A 14,671-nucleotide genomic window follows, 5' to 3' on the forward strand; every position below is an offset into this window, starting at 1 on the left:
GAGAAAGATGAAAATTGGCATTATTGGTGCGGGCTTTGTTGGGCGGGCAATCGCTAAATTAGCGCTTCAGAACGGTCATCAGGTCATGCTCAGCAACTCGCGCGATCCCCAGTCACTGTTCAGCCTCCGTCCCATGATCGGCTGCGATATCGGCACCGCCACTCAGGCAGCGCTCTTTGGCGACATTGTGGTTATCGCCGTTCCCTTTACCGCTATCGATAAGCTCCCTGAACAGGTTTTACGGGGAAAATCCGTCATCGATACCGTCAATTACTATACCGAGCGAGATGGTAAGGTCACCGCACTGGATACGCGCAGTACCACCACCAGCGAGCTACTGGCGCGTTATTTACCAGACGCCAGGATCACCAAAGCGTTCAATGCTATCCCCATGACACAACTTGAAAGCGATGGGCTCCCGACAGGCTCAGCTAATCGCCGTGCGCTACCGCTCGCGGGTGACGACGAGCAGGAAAAAGCCATTGTGGCTGAACTCTATGATGCCTTCGGATTTGATGTTGTCGATGCGGGAAAATTGTCTGAAGGATGGCGCTTTGAAAGGAACATGCCGTCTTACTGTGTACGGATGACAAAAGCGGAATTAATCACTGCGCTGGCACTGGCCCCACGTGAAAGCACTGCCGATACACAACAGAGATAACTCAGGCTTAGGGATAACTGCGGATAAAAAAATGCTGCTCCCAGAGGGTGCAGCATAGAAATTATCGTGTTTCGCTAAACGTAAAAGCGAACATTAACCTGCGACAGCGATACGCTTCATGTCTTTCATGTAGCCACGCAGCGTGTGGCCTACGGTTTCGATTGGGTGGTTACGGATAGCTTCGTTAACATCACGCAGTTGCGCGTTGTCTACTTCAGTACCCGCGACCGCTTTGCCCAGATCGCCCGGTTGCAGAGATGCCATGAACGCATCTTTCAGCAATGGAACGGCAGCGTTGGCAAACAGGTAGTTACCGTATTCTGCGGTATCAGAGATAACCACGTTCATTTCATACAGACGCTTACGCGCGATGGTGTTGGCGATCAGCGGCAGCTCATGCAGTGATTCGTAGTAAGCCGACTCTTCGATGATGCCGGAGCTCACCATGGTTTCAAACGCCAGCTCAACGCCCGCTTTCACCATCGCAACCATCAACACGCCGTTATCAAAGTATTCTTGCTCAGCGATTTTACCGTCGAACTGCGGTGCATTTTCGAACGCCGTTTTACCGGTCTCTTCACGCCAGGTCAGCAGTTTCACGTCATCGTTCGCCCAGTCAGCCATCATACCGCTAGAGAATTCGCCGGAGATGATGTCATCCATGTGCTTCTGGAACAGCGGAGCCATGATGCCTTTCAGTTGCTCAGACAGTGCGTAAGCACGCAGTTTCGCCGGGTTAGACAGGCGATCCATCATCAGCGTAATCCCGCCTTGCTTCAGCGCTTCGGTGATGGTTTCCCAGCCGAACTGAATCAGTTTTTCTGCATAGGCAGGATCGGTGCCTTCAGCAACCAGTTTGTCGAAGCCCAGCAGAGAACCGGCCTGCAACATACCACACAGAATAGTCTGTTCACCCATCAGGTCAGATTTTACTTCTGCAACGAAAGAAGATTGCAGAACACCAGCACGGTGGCCGCCCGTTGCCGCCGCCCACGCTTTGGCGATTGCCATGCCTTCGCCTTTTGGATCGTTTTCAGGGTGAACCGCGATCAGCGTCGGTACGCCGAAACCACGTTTGTATTCTTCACGCACTTCCGTACCTGGGCACTTCGGCGCCACCATCACAACAGTGATGTCTTTACGGATTTGCTCGCCCACTTCAACGATGTTGAAGCCGTGAGAGTAACCCAGCGCTGCACCCTGTTTCATCAGCGGCTGTACTGCCTGAACCACGGCAGAGTGCTGTTTGTCTGGCGTCAGGTTAACGATCAGATCGGCCTGCGGGATCAGATCTTCGTAGGTGCCAACGGTGAAGCCGTTTTCAGTCGCTTTGCGCCATGAGGCACGTTTTTCCGCAATCGCTTCAGCACGCAGGGCATAAGCGATATCCAGACCAGAATCGCGCATGTTCAGACCCTGATTCAGACCCTGAGCACCACAACCGACGATCACCACTTTTTTCCCTTTCAGGTAGCTCGCCTCATCGGCAAATTCATCACGCCCCATAAAGCGGCACTTGCCCAATTGATCCAGCTGCTGACGCAGGTTTAATGTGTTGAAATAGTTAGCCATGTCGTGCTCCGTATACGGTTTTTGTTTGTCTGTTATTCAGAAAAGGATTCCCGCCAGATGGGAATTCACTATGACCCCATCATATGACAGGAATTGCGTTGCTTAAATTGATATATTAGCAACGTCATATTGCACTATATGCAAGATAAAAAAACGGCTGCAAGATAAAAAACGAGGCCTGCATCGCATGGATTTACGTGATCTCAAATTATTCCTACATCTGGCAGAAAGCCGACACTTTGGCCGTACCGCCAAAGCGATGCACATCAGCCCGTCCACGCTGTCACGACAAATTCAGCGGTTGGAAGAGGATTTAGGGCAGACGCTGTTTCTGCGCGATAACCGTACCGTGCAGCTCACCGATGCCGGAGATCACCTAAAGCTATTCGCTCAACAAACGCTGCTGCAATACCAGCAGCTACGCCACACGATAGACCAGCACGGGCCGTCATTAAGCGGTGAACTGCGGATATTCTGCTCCGTCACCGCCGCCTACAGCCATCTGCCACCGATTCTGGATCGCTTCAGGGCGCTGCATCCGCTAGTGGAAATCAAGCTGACAACCGGCGATGCCGCCGATGCCGTTGAGAAAATTCAGTCGAACGATGGAGATTTGGGGATTGCAGGACGCCCGGAAGCGCTGCCTGCGAGCGTTGACTTCATGCCGCTCGATGAACTGCCTCTCGCGCTGATTATCCCGGCGCTTCCCTGCCCGGTTCAGTCGCTGGTACGCCAATCAGAACCGGACTGGTCGCAGATTCCGTTCATCCTGCCGGAACACGGCCCAGTGCGTAAGCGCATCGATCAGTGGTTCCGCCGCAATCACATCACCAACCCACAGATTTACGCCACCATCTCCGGGCATGAAGCGATGGTATCGATGGTTGCGTTAGGCTGTGGCATTGCGCTCATTCCCAACGTGGTACTGGAAAACAGCCCGGAGCCGGTACGCAACCGCGTCTCTGTCTTTGCCGAACAGGTGATGGAACCGCTTGAGCTGGGCGTTTGCGTACAGAAAAAACGGCTTAGCGAACCGCTGATTGCCGCCTTTTGGGACATATTACAGGACGCATCATGAAGATAGCCTTCGCGACCATCATAGCAGCAGGAGCGGTACTCGCCTCACTCAGCGACCCTGCGCACGCCGCCAGTTTCCCCTGCGAAAAAGCCACCTCGACGCAGGAAACGTTGATTTGCGCCAGCCCGTTGCTCGGGCAGCTAGATGAAGAGCTGACTCAGGCCTGGAAGGCATCCCGCGCGTTCCTGACGGCGTACGGCAACAGCGCGCCGTGGGAAAAAACGCTCAATCAATTTCAGCGCGGCTGGCTGACCACGCGCGACCAGTGCAAAGACGAAGACTGCCTGCGACAACGTTATCAGCAGCAGTTAAACCGGCTGCGCTACCTAAATGACATCGCGCAGCACGCTTTGCCTTCACCGATTACCCCCGTGAAAAGCACATCCTGTTTCCACGGTTCATTCAGCTATGAGTACGTGATGTCGGGGCTTTCCGCCGAGGAGTACCGCGATCTGGGAGAGTATTTTCGGGAAATGTATGACCAGAAAGCGCCCTATCATGCTGTTAGCCTGACCATGACCAACCAGCGTGGCAAGCTTGAAGGCGGCGCGTCCATTGCATTCCGCTATGGTAACAAGCTGGATGATTCCGGCTTCACCGCCCGTCAGATGAGCGATACGCAAGCCATTGGCAAAGGTGAAAGCAGCTTCGGCCAGCAGGTGAAAATACTGCTCACCTGCATTGACGATGATCATCTGCAAATCGCTACCTTCGGCAGCAATCAGGAAGAAGGTTACCTGTTTAACTATTTGCTAGAGCGCGATAAAACGCCACTGGAGCCGCAAAAAACGCCGTAGCGTTGGCTCACTCTGACGCTAGCGTTCAAACCACTTATCCGCCGAAAATGCCCGCGTATCGGACTCCGTTTCCTGCGCGGCTTTTTTCATGGTTTCGACATTCATCAGGTAATGATAGAGCGGCTCAAGCTGGGTAAATCCGCGAGCTAACACCGTCACCAGATCGCCGGAAAACAGCGCTTCCATATCCTGCCGGGTAGATATCGCGGCAAACGATTTACGGTTATACCAGTTCGCCAGTTCCGGCTCCTGCTCTTTAATCAGCGGGCGTTTGTAGCTGTCCCCTTCCAGAGTGAAGGTGTCTCCCAGACAGCTCGCCACCTCAAGGAACTGTGACGGGTTACCACGCAGCGTCTGACGGAACAGGTCCATCGTATTGCGCGTCGCGCTGTAATAGCCCAGCCCGTAGCGCCAGGTATCCGGCGTGATTTCAAAGAAATACACCGGGGCATCCGTCCAATCTTTGCGGGTACGCTTGAAAGTGAGCCACATATGGCTGCGATAGCGTGATTTATCATGGGAAAACCGCGTATCGCGATGAATACGGGAGAGGGTTTTACCGATTGCCGGGCGGGTTTCAAAGTGGTCGTCAATCTGTAGCATGGTTAGACTGAGTTCATCTACCAACGTACGAAATGGCGCAACCAATTGCTCATCGTAAATGGATCGATGCTCGTCAAACCACGCTTTATCGTTGTTCTGCCGCACCTGCTGAAGAAACGTCAAACCCGCTTGGGAAAAACCCGTGAACTGCGTTGCCATAGAGAAATACCCTCCCTGTTGCTGTCAGATGGCATAAAGATAACGCCGCCAGTAGCGAAACGCCATCGTCAGCGGAAAGGTCACCTCATCGCCCAAACCACTATTTCCTACAGTTTCCCAAAAGCATGAATTATTTTTATCGTTACCTTTTTTCTTCTCGGATCGGCCATGACAACATCCATTTATATTCATTATCCCATGAGCAACAGCAGATAAGATTACCCTCACGCCAGTATTTGTGGAAATCAAAGTATCGTGATTTCTACATAAGAATTTACAGAGAAATAGCTACAGGATTTTACTTAATTTAGAACATGCCTCTATAGCTGATATGTTAGCATTATTGCAATTTAAGCAAGGTAATTATTAACAACAAAATCCTTTGATGAGGGAACTATATAATGAAGGAAGCATTAAAACTGGGGATAATGGGGTTCGTTGCACTTTCTGTTTCGGCCTGTGATAGTTTAGATCCGACAAGTCAGAAAGGCGTATTTTATTACAGCAACCCGACTGCAAGTAATATTACCTTCAAGGTTGATGGACAAAGTTATGACGTTTTGCCGAACCATAGCGACAAAATTAAACTTTCACCCGGTAAGCATCTATTAGAAAATAATAAAGGTGAGCGTTTCTCCTTCATGGTTTTTGATAATAACAACGGCGGAATTATCAATCCGAACAACCAGGTTTATTATACACTATCCGAAATTTATGCCGTTGAAGGAAAAGGAAAAAGCTTTAAGCCGACGACCTACGAGGTGATGATTAATGGTCATCAGATAGAAATGGCCGTCAGAAGTGCTAACGCGTCGGTCATTGATGCCAACATGTTTAAATGCACCTACCAATTAGGTGAAGCCTTCCCTGATTCCATCACCACCCGTGATAAAACATCAAATGGTAACATCAAGTCTAAATGTTTTGATAAGCCAGAGCTCGTTCAATACATTGCAGACGTCTATGGCGAAAATCTTGCCGCCGGCGCTAGCGAAGATAAAAATAAAGATTCAGTCAACATGCAATTTAATTACGACCTCCCTGCTACCAGTGGTCTTCATCCTAAAATCCAGGAATCGGCAGAAAAAATAGTCGACCTGTTAAAGACGTTGCAGACAACGGATGACAGCGCTATTCATGAAAAACTGAGCAAACAATATTTTCAGCTGAGCACTGATTTCACTCAAGCCTATGTCAGTAACACATCTACCCATACTGCTGAACAACATAAGCAACACGGCGATTTCGTTAAGCAATCAGGGTATTTTTTCAGCTACGGCATTTTGGCTAAATAGCGCTACCCGACATCATTCAAGATACGTGGCAAAACGTTAGTCCATCAGGGCGACATATTCGCAAGTGTGTCGCCCTGACGCAACGGCCTAAGAGATATAGCCGAAACGGTGCTGTCATTAGGTGGAGCAAGCGCCTGAACAACACCCTTTTCACGGATATTCACAACGGTCAGGCCTGATGCAGCGCCTGACTGACCGCTTGTCGTTGTTCCAATAACGCGGTGCTGGTTCGATCGCGAGGATAAGCGAGATCGACTGGTAGAATCGCACTAATCCGACCCGGTCGGGGTGACATCACCACTACCCTGTCGGCCAGAAAAACGGCTTCTTCCACGTCATGCGTTACCAGCAATATCGTCAAATCCGTTTGTCGGCGAATCTCCGCCAGACGTTCTTGCAACTGCTGCTTAGTCAACGCATCTAGCGCGCCGAAAGGTTCATCCAGCAAGAGAATACGTGGCGTCGACACCAGTCCGCGGGCAATCGCCACACGCTGCGCCATCCCGCCCGAAAGCTGATGCGGCCACGCGTCGGCAAATGCTTCCAGCCCCATCATCTGAAGATAGTGTGTAATACGCTGCGCAGCGTCCGCAGAGGAAAGATTGAGGTTGAGCATGCCAAGACGGATATTGTCCGTCACGGTGAGCCACGGAAACAGGCGCGGTTCTTGAAACACCAGGCTGACATCGTCGGGAATACCGCGCACAGACCGATCGCCAATCAGAATACGCCCACGTTCGGTGGTATCAATCCCAGCCGCCAAACGCAGCAGCGTCGATTTACCGCAGCCGCTGGCCCCGATGACCGCAACCAGCTCGCCCGCGAGCAGCGACAGATCAATATCCTGTAACACCGTCAGCGGTGCGCCGTTGACGGTAAAATACTTGGTAATATGCTGAAAATGCAGTGACATAGATTCTCCGTTAACGATCACGCAAAGCGCCAGCGCGTCAGCCGCCGTTCAGATAAGGTCATCAAGCGGGAAAAGAACGCGGCTACGATCGCAATCAGCACGACCCCGGCCATGATGCGATCGGATTCAAGCAGTTGCTGTGCGCGAATCATCATGCCGCCCAGCCCTTCTCCCGACGGCATGAAATACTCTGCGCCAATGGCTCCGGTCCACGCATGCATCAACGCCAGCCGTAAACCGGAAAAAAGTGGCGGTAATACGCTGGGAAACACCAGCGCGCGCAACGTCTGCATAGGGGTAAGGCGCAAAACCTGAGCCACTTCCAATAGCGCAGGGGGAAGTTGGGCGATCCCCTGACGGGTTGCCAACATGACGGGAAAGAACGCGGCCACGGCGATAAACACGATTTTGGCGCTTTCCCCTAAACCGAACCAGGCCGTTATCAGCGGCAGCCAGGCGAATAGCGCCACACAGCGCAGTGCAGACAGTGCCGGATTAAACAGCCTATCGGCGATACGCCAGCCACCGAGCACCGCGCCGACCAGCACGCCGATCCCGCTCCCCAGCAGAAAGCCCTGGAGCGCACGCAGCAGGCTGGCATTCAGGTCGGCCAACAGTCCCCCCTGAGCCAAGCCTGACCACAGCGCATCAATCACACCACTTGGTGCAGGAAGAAAAGCCACGTTCACCCACTCACGCGTACTGCTAACCTGCCACAACGTAACCAGAGCCAATGGCGCGAGCCAAGGCGTCAGCGATAGACCCGGCAGCGCAGAGCTCAGGCTATCGCGCCCCAGTATCGGCGCAGGCCAATGAATCCAACGACGTTCCAGCTTCAACAGCACGCGTTCCCCGGAAAATCCCAGTATCCCGATAATCAAAATACAGACAAACACCAGATCCAACATGAACAACTGACGGCTCTGTACCAGCAGGTAGCCCAGCCCTTCGCTGGATGCCAGCAGCTCTACTGCAATCAGCGCCACCCATCCGGTGGAAAACGCTAGCCGTACCCCCGTCATCACATACGGCAACATCGCGGGCAGAATCAGGTAACGCAGGAAGGCGATGGGCGGTAAACGCAGGCTACGCGCCATTTCATGCAGCTTTTGCGGCGTCTGTTGAATACCGGCACAGGTGTAAAGCGTCACCGGCACCGTCACCGATTTCACCAACACCACCAATTTCAGCGCTTCACCAATGCCTAATGACAGCATCAAAAGCGGTATCCAGGCTAACGTTGGAATCTGTGCGATGACGGTGAAAAGTGGCATAAACAGCGCATTCAGGCGTCGATTCAGGCCGAACAAACTACCCAGTACCAGACCCAGCGCGATGCCGCCGCCAAAGCCCATCGCAAGCCGCATCAGGCTAATGGGCAACTGATGAATCAGTTCTTCGGGGACAAAATCACGCGCACTGTCGATGACCGCCAGCGGCGAAGGCAGTATCTGCTCAGACATCCACCCATGCCGACTGGCCAGCCACCATCCGGCCAATACCAGCAATGGCACGAGCAGTGACGCGATCAACGACGTGACCAGCGCAGAATATCCCGCCGATAGCGCCCCCGTGGACAGCGAAGCATCAGAAGCGGAACGTAGTCGCAGTGTGTATTTGGGCATCATGAGCGTCGGTATCCGGCTAGGTTATTTCTGCGTCAGCAGAGATAAACGTGTAATCCCCGCCTGCTCAACATCGGCCAGTAGCGCCGCTACCGCGCCATAATTGGCCTCTTTGTCCGCTTGTACCTGCACCACCAAATCAGAATTACCCGCTTTCGCCTGCTGCAAGCGCGGCACCAGTTGCTCGCGTGCCAGGTTTTCTTTATTGATGAAGACGCGCTGCTCACCATCAATACTAATCACGATCGGATCGGCGCGATCGGCCGGGGCCACCGCCGCCGTTTTCGGTAGCTGAATAGGAATGGCATTGGTCAGCATCGGCGCAGTAACGATAAACACCACCAGCAATACCAGCATGACATCCACGAGTGGTGTGATATTCATTTCACTCATGACGTCGTCATCATTACGCGAGGTAAAGGCCATCTCAGACCACCTCTCTCAGATTCTTTACGGAGAAAGCCGCAGAGGATGGCTCTGTGCTGGCCTGAAACGTACTGACGTGAAAATCATTCGCCTGCATCACGCTGTAAACATCATGGGCAAAGTCATCCATATCCGCGACAGCCAGCTTAAGACGGCGTAAAAAGTAGTTGTAGATCAGCACCGCAGGAACCGCGACCGCAATCCCGATTCCGGTGGCGATCAGCGCATTACCAATCGGCCCCGCCACAGTGTCGAGACTGGCAGAACCCGAAAGTCCGATCTCCTGCAACGCCGCCATAATGCCCCAAACGGTGCCGAACAGGCCGATAAACGGCGACGTACTGCCGATACTCGCCAACACCGCCAGCCCGCTTTCCAGCGAGCGGCGTTCGCGCTGAATCTGCTGTTGCAGCGCACGCTCGACCCGATCGGGAAGATGAATATTCAAAGCAAGCTGGCCGCTAATCCGCTCCGGCGCTTTAACGGCAGCCAGAGCAAGGTTTGCCAGCGAACCGGGCTGTTTCGCGCTGGTTTCTGGCGTCTGGCTGACGTCATCCTGCTGCCAGAAAGCCGCACGGAAACGCCGATCGCGCCGTTGCGCCAGCCGGTACTGGACAAACTTCAGCAACCCCAGCCCCCAGGTGACGAGAGAAAACAACAGCAGTAACAGAACCACTGCGCCTTCAGCAGAAAAGAGTTCAATGTGTCCGAGTGTCATAACCAATACCTCATGAGTTCAGCGAAAAATCGACAGGAACCACCACCCAACCGCTAACAGGCTGGTTGCCGCGCCGCGCTGGAACGAAAGACCAGCGCACCACTGTGTCTCTGGCAGCCTCATCCAGCGACGGATAGCCGCTTGATTGATGAATTCGAATGGTTTGTACCTTGCCGTCAGCACGCACCTGCACATTTAGCAGCACCGTGCCTTCATAACCGCGGCTAATCGCCACATCGGGATAAGACGGCGAAGGGTTATGCAGGTAATCAGCATTGGCCAGCGGCGGCGTTAACGGCGCGTCGACGGGCTGTACCGCCGCCTTTTGCGCTATCGGCGCAGGCGCTATTGGAGCCACTGCCGATGCGGTTTCCGTCTGGGGCTGCTGCGTCGGTTTAGGTGCGGGAGCACTCTTTTTCACCGGTGTTTTTTTCGGTACAGGTTCAGATTTTTTCTCCGGCACTTTTTTTTCTGGGGCCGGTTTTTCCGGTGCAGGAGGCAGCAATGCACTTTCATCCACCAGCGGCTCGGTTATCGTCGGCTCTTCCAGCGGCTGCGGCGTCGGTGTCTCAGGTTCGGCGACCGGAACGACCTCTTGCACCACAGGTTCCGTTACCGAAGCAACCAGCTCAACGCTGACAGGCTGTGGCCGGGCAGGTACCGTAACCGGCGGCGTCGCCGCACTGTTGAACAACGCCAGCACCGCCGCATGCAATAGCAGCGTCGCTACCACGGCCAGCCAGCGTTCTGGCCGGGATGAAACCGTCGTATTGAGCTGCGGTAAACGTAGCGGCACCGCGCCGCTTACCCGCTGCGTGTTAACCTGCGGCATTGGCTCCGGTGAATAGGATCGGGATATCGGCGCGGCTCCCGCATAGAGTAATTCCGTCATGATGGGTTGCTCCTGACAATATATCTTTATCGCCCTATTTCACGTTGCAGGCGTCAGTGTATAGCTCACCTGGAATAGCGATTGGGATAATCAATTCTTCCCGACTATTTAATAAAGTCAACGTATGTATCTGCATATCGATATACTCGTAATACTTCAAGTTGCATGTGCGTTGGCTGCGTTCACTCACCCGAATCACTTACTTGTGTAAGCTCATCGGGATTCCTTCTCTTGCCGCCTTCCTGAAACTCGAATTATTTGGAGCATACTCATTTCATTCTTTATTTAATAAGACGATAGCGTTAATAATCGACACCCAGACTAAAGGGAAAAATTGCTGTCAGGCTAATGCATAGTTGGAATAGTTTTTTTTCGTTCGCTGCATAGCGGTGAAATAGACGATGAATACTGATTTAGCTATTTATTAAAAATAATAATGCTTTTTTTGTATTAGTCAGTTTATTGCCAAGCCTTTAAATGTGGTTCTGCAACGATATGACGCCGTTCGAAACAGGCGCAATAACACAATTTCTATTCATCGATTTCATTACTGGCGGGTAAAAAATAATGACGACATCAGGACGAAAATGGTTAGTGACCAGCGTATTGGCAATGGGTATGGTCTGGTCAGGTATCACCTCCGCAATCACTGAAATTCGTATTGCCGCGCCAGACATTGGCGCGGGTACAAAACCCAGCGGCGGCGGCCTGCTCGATGTCATCCACAGTCAAAAACTGCTGGAGCGCGAGTTTAGCAAAGATGGGATCAGCGTACGCTGGACGTTCATCAAAGGCGCTGGCCCCGTCATTAATGAAGCGTTTGGCAACCATCAGGTCGATGTGGCCTATCTGGGTGATTTAGCCAGCATTATCGGTCGTTCGCGCGGCCTGGATACCCGCGTGATCGCCGTAGCGTCACGCGGCATCAATCACTATCTGGCCGTGGCAAAAGGCTCTGGTATTGAGAAAATTGCCGATCTGAAAGGCAAACGCATCGGGATCTTTCGTGGAACAGCAGGTGAACTTTCCTTCGTTAGTGCGCTTGACTCACAAGGCCTGAAGCCCTCTGACGTTAAGCTGATTAATCTCGATTTCGCCGCCGCCAGCGCGGCGTTAGCCGCCGGACAGATTGATGCCACCTGGGGCGGCAGCAATACGCTTTCATTGCGGGACAAAGGGCTGGCAGATATTCCACTCTCCAGCCGCGACCTGAACGGGGCGGGTCAGCTCAGCGGCTTCCTATTGGTGGATGAGAAATTTGCCAAAGGCAACGAAGATATTCTACGGCGCTTAGTTAAAGTTCAGCGAGAAGCAGCAAACTGGGCTAGCGACAATAAAAATAAAGATGAATTTATTCAGCTATTAGCCACTCAGTCAGGTTACCCGGAAAATATATTACGCGTCGAATGGGATACGTTACCGCCATTAACTGAGCGTCTTTCACCCGAATTAGATGCCGCTTTCGTGGAAAAATTAAAACGTGCCGTCACATTAGCCGATGAATCGCGTCTTATTCGACAACCATTTGATGTCGATAAATGGCTGGATGATTCTTATCTAAAAGCAACGCAGTAATTTACCCCACAAAATTATAACCCACGTATTGCCGTGACATTCACGGCAATCGGCCACCTATTGACGACATTCGGAAGACGCCATGTATTTTAAAAAGCACCAACCGTATTTAAAAAAACACCAGAACAAAATAACGTCAGGCATTTTAATGAGCTGCGTTTTAACGCTCCCCGCCACGACGCAGGCAGCCGATCCGCAAATCGCAACGGACAATGCACCTCGAACCGAGGCGACAACCGCTGCCCCCGTCCAACTAAAACGCGTGAAAGTGAACGCCCAGCGTACGCCTATTCAGCCACCGACCACGCTGGCATCGGTGATCGACGGTAAAACGCTCGAAGAAGAGCGGCTCTACCGCTTTGAGGAGCTGTCACAGCTCGTGACGGGGTTGGATGTCGATACCGTCGATGTGATGGACACGACCGTAACCATTCGTGGGATTGGCGATGGTGGTGAGAGCGGCACCAACATTGGTATGCCGGGCAGCGTGGGTCTGTTTGTCGATGGCGTCTATTTGTCTCGCCCCGGCGTTATCTCTAACGATTTGCTGGATATCGACAGCACCCGCGTGCTCAAAGGTCCGCAGGGTGCCGCCTATGGCTTTAATACTACCGGCGGCGCGATTGATATTCGCACCCGCAAACCGACCTTCACCCCCGAATACTCACTGGAGCAATCATTCGGACAACGCGGCTATCTGCAATCCAAACTGATGGCATCCGGGCCACTCAGCGACCACTGGGCGGGGCGCATCAATCTGTCACGCACTGAACGCGGCGGCAACGTCACGAATATCGAAAACGGCCATAAACTCGGAGGCAGCACCAATAACGGCGTGCGCGGACAGTTACTGTATCAGCCCAATGACAGCTTTAGCCTCAGAATCACCGGCGACTACAGTGATTCTACTCAGCGCCCCGTTTCGGTTCTGGTGAGCGCAACCGACGCCTTTCGCACTCGCGCCGAACAAACTGGCCTCAAGGTCGTTGGCGGTCGTCAGGTCGCTATGGATGACGAGAACGTCATTCGCGTTGCGCAAGGCGGCGGCTCGGTCGAGGCCAACTGGAAACTGAAGAGTGGATTTAGCCTGAATTCCCTCTCCTCATTGCGCTATTTCCGCGTCTTACCCAGTACGGCGGATAACTGGAACATTCCGCTCTATAACGACAGCGGTGCCGATGTACGCGATCGCGTTTGGTCGCAAAGTTTTTGGCTAGATTCACCCAAAGGTAATAAGGTCGATTACTCACTCGGCGTCGATTACTGGGGAGAGAACCTCGATACCGAGGCAAACAGTCGCTACTACAACGACAATCGCGTACGGACATGGGTAGGAAATGGCTATCAGGGCATTAACGTTCAGCGCTTTGGTACGTTAGATGACACCGTTTATTCCGTCTATGGTCGCGGAACCTGGCACGCCGCCGATAAGCTGGACGTCATTGTCGGCCTGCGCCAGACCTACGAGAAAAAAGAGGGAACGTTTGTCCGCAGGAACCGCGCAACCTTTGATTCTGGCCCACTCTCGCAAACCAACCGCCTGCCTTCGGGCTCTGTCAGCCTAAACTGGTTTGCGGCACCCAACGTCACCCCTTATCTCACGCTGGGCTACGGGGAAAAATCCGGCGGCCTGAACGTGTCATCTGGGGCAGCAAGGCAGTTGGGAATCGACTCGCTGTACGTCGATCCAGAGAAAACTCGCTCGGCGGAGCTGGGGGTTAAAACCCACTGGCTACAGCGCAAAGTGGAATGGAATACCGCGCTGTTCTGGAGCGTCGTTGAAGATTTCCAGAATAACGCCTATGACGAAGAAACGGATACCAGCTACCTGATTAATGCCGGGAAATTCCGCTCACGCGGCGGGGAATCTCAGCTGACGCTGCGCCCGCTTGATGGCCTGAGCATCAGTCTGGCCGGTACGCTGCTGGATGCCAGTTATCTGAACTTCCCTAACGCCCGCTGCCCGGCAGAAATTTCCGCCGTCTCGTGCGATATGTCAGGAAAGCGCGTCTTCAAATCTCCCAAGCTGAGCTACAACACGCGCGTGCGTTACCAGTGGGATACGCCAAACAATCTGCAAGCTTCGGTTTCCGGGCAATGGTCATGGCGGAGCTGGGCTTACGGTACGCTCGATGATTCCGAGAGCAACCGTATTCCCGCTTATGGTGTTCTGAATCTGTCTAGCGGACTGAGTGGCAAGCAAGGCGACAACCGTTGGAACGTATCGCTGTGGGTGAAAAATGCGTTGGATAAGAACTACTACCGCTCCGTCAGAGGCTCCAGCGCCACAACGGGCGTGATTGGCGAACCGCGCATGGTCGGAATATCGGTCGGTTACGACTTCAAGGGGTAATGTC

Annotated in this window: 13 protein-coding genes; 6 read left to right on the plus strand and 7 right to left on the minus strand. The window is 53.1% G+C overall.

What is annotated here, in order from left to right; genetic code table 11:
- The first annotated feature begins 7 nt into the window (after window positions 1–7).
- Window positions 8–661, plus strand: coding sequence for an NADPH-dependent F420 reductase (locus tag E2566_RS20280; RefSeq protein ID WP_107168980.1), 654 nt, complete (start codon window positions 8–10; stop codon window positions 659–661).
- A gap of 93 nt (window positions 662–754) precedes the next feature.
- Here the strand turns inward: E2566_RS20280 and ilvC are convergent, their stop codons facing one another.
- Complete coding sequence (gene ilvC / locus E2566_RS20285; protein WP_107168981.1) at window positions 755–2,233, minus strand: ketol-acid reductoisomerase; 1,479 nt, start codon at window positions 2,231–2,233, stop codon at window positions 755–757.
- 187 nt (window positions 2,234–2,420) lie between these two features.
- Here ilvC and ilvY point away from each other — a divergent pair, with 187 nt between their 5' ends.
- Together ilvY and E2566_RS20295 are read left to right on the plus strand one after the other, a co-directional pair.
- Window positions 2,421–3,311 carry an HTH-type transcriptional activator IlvY gene (ilvY, locus tag E2566_RS20290; protein ID WP_107168982.1) on the plus strand — a complete coding sequence of 297 codons (891 nt, stop codon included), beginning with the start codon at window positions 2,421–2,423 and terminating at the stop codon, window positions 3,309–3,311.
- The gene (locus tag E2566_RS20295; protein ID WP_107168983.1) at window positions 3,308–4,108 is read left to right on the plus strand and encodes a lysozyme inhibitor LprI family protein; all 801 of its coding nucleotides are present in this window, start codon (window positions 3,308–3,310) and stop codon (window positions 4,106–4,108) included. Before ilvY ends, E2566_RS20295 begins: the two co-directional genes overlap by 4 nt.
- 18 nt (window positions 4,109–4,126) lie before the next feature.
- On the opposite strand, the gene E2566_RS20300 is transcribed toward E2566_RS20295, so the two are convergent.
- Window positions 4,127–4,870 carry a DUF2461 domain-containing protein gene (locus E2566_RS20300; protein WP_107168984.1) on the minus strand — a complete coding sequence of 248 codons (744 nt, stop codon included), beginning with the start codon at window positions 4,868–4,870 and terminating at the stop codon, window positions 4,127–4,129.
- 401 nt (window positions 4,871–5,271) lie between these two features.
- Here E2566_RS20300 and E2566_RS20305 point away from each other — a divergent pair, with 401 nt between their 5' ends.
- A complete protein-coding gene (locus tag E2566_RS20305) occupies window positions 5,272–6,165 on the plus strand; it encodes a hypothetical protein (RefSeq protein ID WP_107168985.1) in 894 nt (297 codons plus the stop codon).
- Window positions 6,166–6,334: 169 nt separating this feature from the next.
- Here the strand turns inward: E2566_RS20305 and E2566_RS20310 are convergent, their stop codons facing one another.
- From E2566_RS20310 to E2566_RS20330, 5 genes are read right to left on the minus strand one after another with little or no spacing between them, the layout of a single operon-like run.
- The gene (locus tag E2566_RS20310; protein ID WP_107168986.1) at window positions 6,335–7,078 is read right to left on the minus strand and encodes an ABC transporter ATP-binding protein; all 744 of its coding nucleotides are present in this window, start codon (window positions 7,076–7,078) and stop codon (window positions 6,335–6,337) included.
- Between the two features lie 17 nt (window positions 7,079–7,095).
- A complete protein-coding gene (locus tag E2566_RS20315) occupies window positions 7,096–8,706 on the minus strand; it encodes an ABC transporter permease (RefSeq protein ID WP_107168987.1) in 1,611 nt (536 codons plus the stop codon).
- Window positions 8,707–8,727: 21 nt separating this feature from the next.
- Window positions 8,728–9,129, minus strand: coding sequence for an ExbD/TolR family protein (locus E2566_RS20320; protein ID WP_107168988.1), 402 nt, complete (start codon window positions 9,127–9,129; stop codon window positions 8,728–8,730).
- A 1-nt stretch (window position 9,130) separates the two neighbouring features.
- Window positions 9,131–9,847 carry a MotA/TolQ/ExbB proton channel family protein gene (locus E2566_RS20325; RefSeq protein ID WP_107168989.1) on the minus strand — a complete coding sequence of 239 codons (717 nt, stop codon included), beginning with the start codon at window positions 9,845–9,847 and terminating at the stop codon, window positions 9,131–9,133.
- 10 nt (window positions 9,848–9,857) lie between these two features.
- A complete protein-coding gene (locus E2566_RS20330) occupies window positions 9,858–10,739 on the minus strand; it encodes an energy transducer TonB (protein WP_107168990.1) in 882 nt (293 codons plus the stop codon).
- A gap of 567 nt (window positions 10,740–11,306) precedes the next feature.
- Here E2566_RS20330 and E2566_RS20335 point away from each other — a divergent pair.
- Entirely contained in the window at window positions 11,307–12,314 is a 1,008-nt protein-coding gene (locus tag E2566_RS20335) for an ABC transporter substrate-binding protein (RefSeq protein WP_107169117.1), read from the plus strand.
- Window positions 12,315–12,396: 82 nt separating this feature from the next.
- A complete protein-coding gene (locus E2566_RS20340) occupies window positions 12,397–14,667 on the plus strand; it encodes a TonB-dependent receptor (protein ID WP_107169116.1) in 2,271 nt (756 codons plus the stop codon).
- Window positions 14,668–14,671 lie beyond the last annotated feature (4 nt).

It is taken from the genome of Pectobacterium punjabense (genome assembly GCF_012427845.1).
GTDB lineage: Bacteria > Pseudomonadota > Gammaproteobacteria > Enterobacterales > Enterobacteriaceae > Pectobacterium > Pectobacterium punjabense.

Excerpts from the sequence above, each read along its gene's own strand:
- E2566_RS20280 (WP_107168980.1), top strand. The coding sequence starts at position 8 with ATGAAAATTGGCATTATTGGTGCGGGCTTTGTTGGGCGGGCAATCGCT.
- E2566_RS20335 (WP_107169117.1), top strand. The coding sequence starts at position 11,307 with ATGACGACATCAGGACGAAAATGGTTAGTGACCAGCGTATTGGCAATG.
- E2566_RS20325 (WP_107168989.1), bottom strand. The coding sequence starts at position 9,847 with ATGACACTCGGACACATTGAACTCTTTTCTGCTGAAGGCGCAGTGGTT.
- E2566_RS20340 (WP_107169116.1), top strand. The coding sequence starts at position 12,397 with ATGTATTTTAAAAAGCACCAACCGTATTTAAAAAAACACCAGAACAAA.
- ilvY (WP_107168982.1), top strand. The coding sequence starts at position 2,421 with ATGGATTTACGTGATCTCAAATTATTCCTACATCTGGCAGAAAGCCGA.
- E2566_RS20315 (WP_107168987.1), bottom strand. The coding sequence starts at position 8,706 with ATGATGCCCAAATACACACTGCGACTACGTTCCGCTTCTGATGCTTCG.
- E2566_RS20300 (WP_107168984.1), bottom strand. The coding sequence starts at position 4,870 with ATGGCAACGCAGTTCACGGGTTTTTCCCAAGCGGGTTTGACGTTTCTT.
- E2566_RS20305 (WP_107168985.1), top strand. The coding sequence starts at position 5,272 with ATGAAGGAAGCATTAAAACTGGGGATAATGGGGTTCGTTGCACTTTCT.
- E2566_RS20295 (WP_107168983.1), top strand. The coding sequence starts at position 3,308 with ATGAAGATAGCCTTCGCGACCATCATAGCAGCAGGAGCGGTACTCGCC.
- E2566_RS20310 (WP_107168986.1), bottom strand. The coding sequence starts at position 7,078 with ATGTCACTGCATTTTCAGCATATTACCAAGTATTTTACCGTCAACGGC.
- E2566_RS20330 (WP_107168990.1), bottom strand. The coding sequence starts at position 10,739 with ATGACGGAATTACTCTATGCGGGAGCCGCGCCGATATCCCGATCCTAT.
- ilvC (WP_107168981.1), bottom strand. The coding sequence starts at position 2,233 with ATGGCTAACTATTTCAACACATTAAACCTGCGTCAGCAGCTGGATCAA.
- E2566_RS20320 (WP_107168988.1), bottom strand. The coding sequence starts at position 9,129 with ATGGCCTTTACCTCGCGTAATGATGACGACGTCATGAGTGAAATGAAT.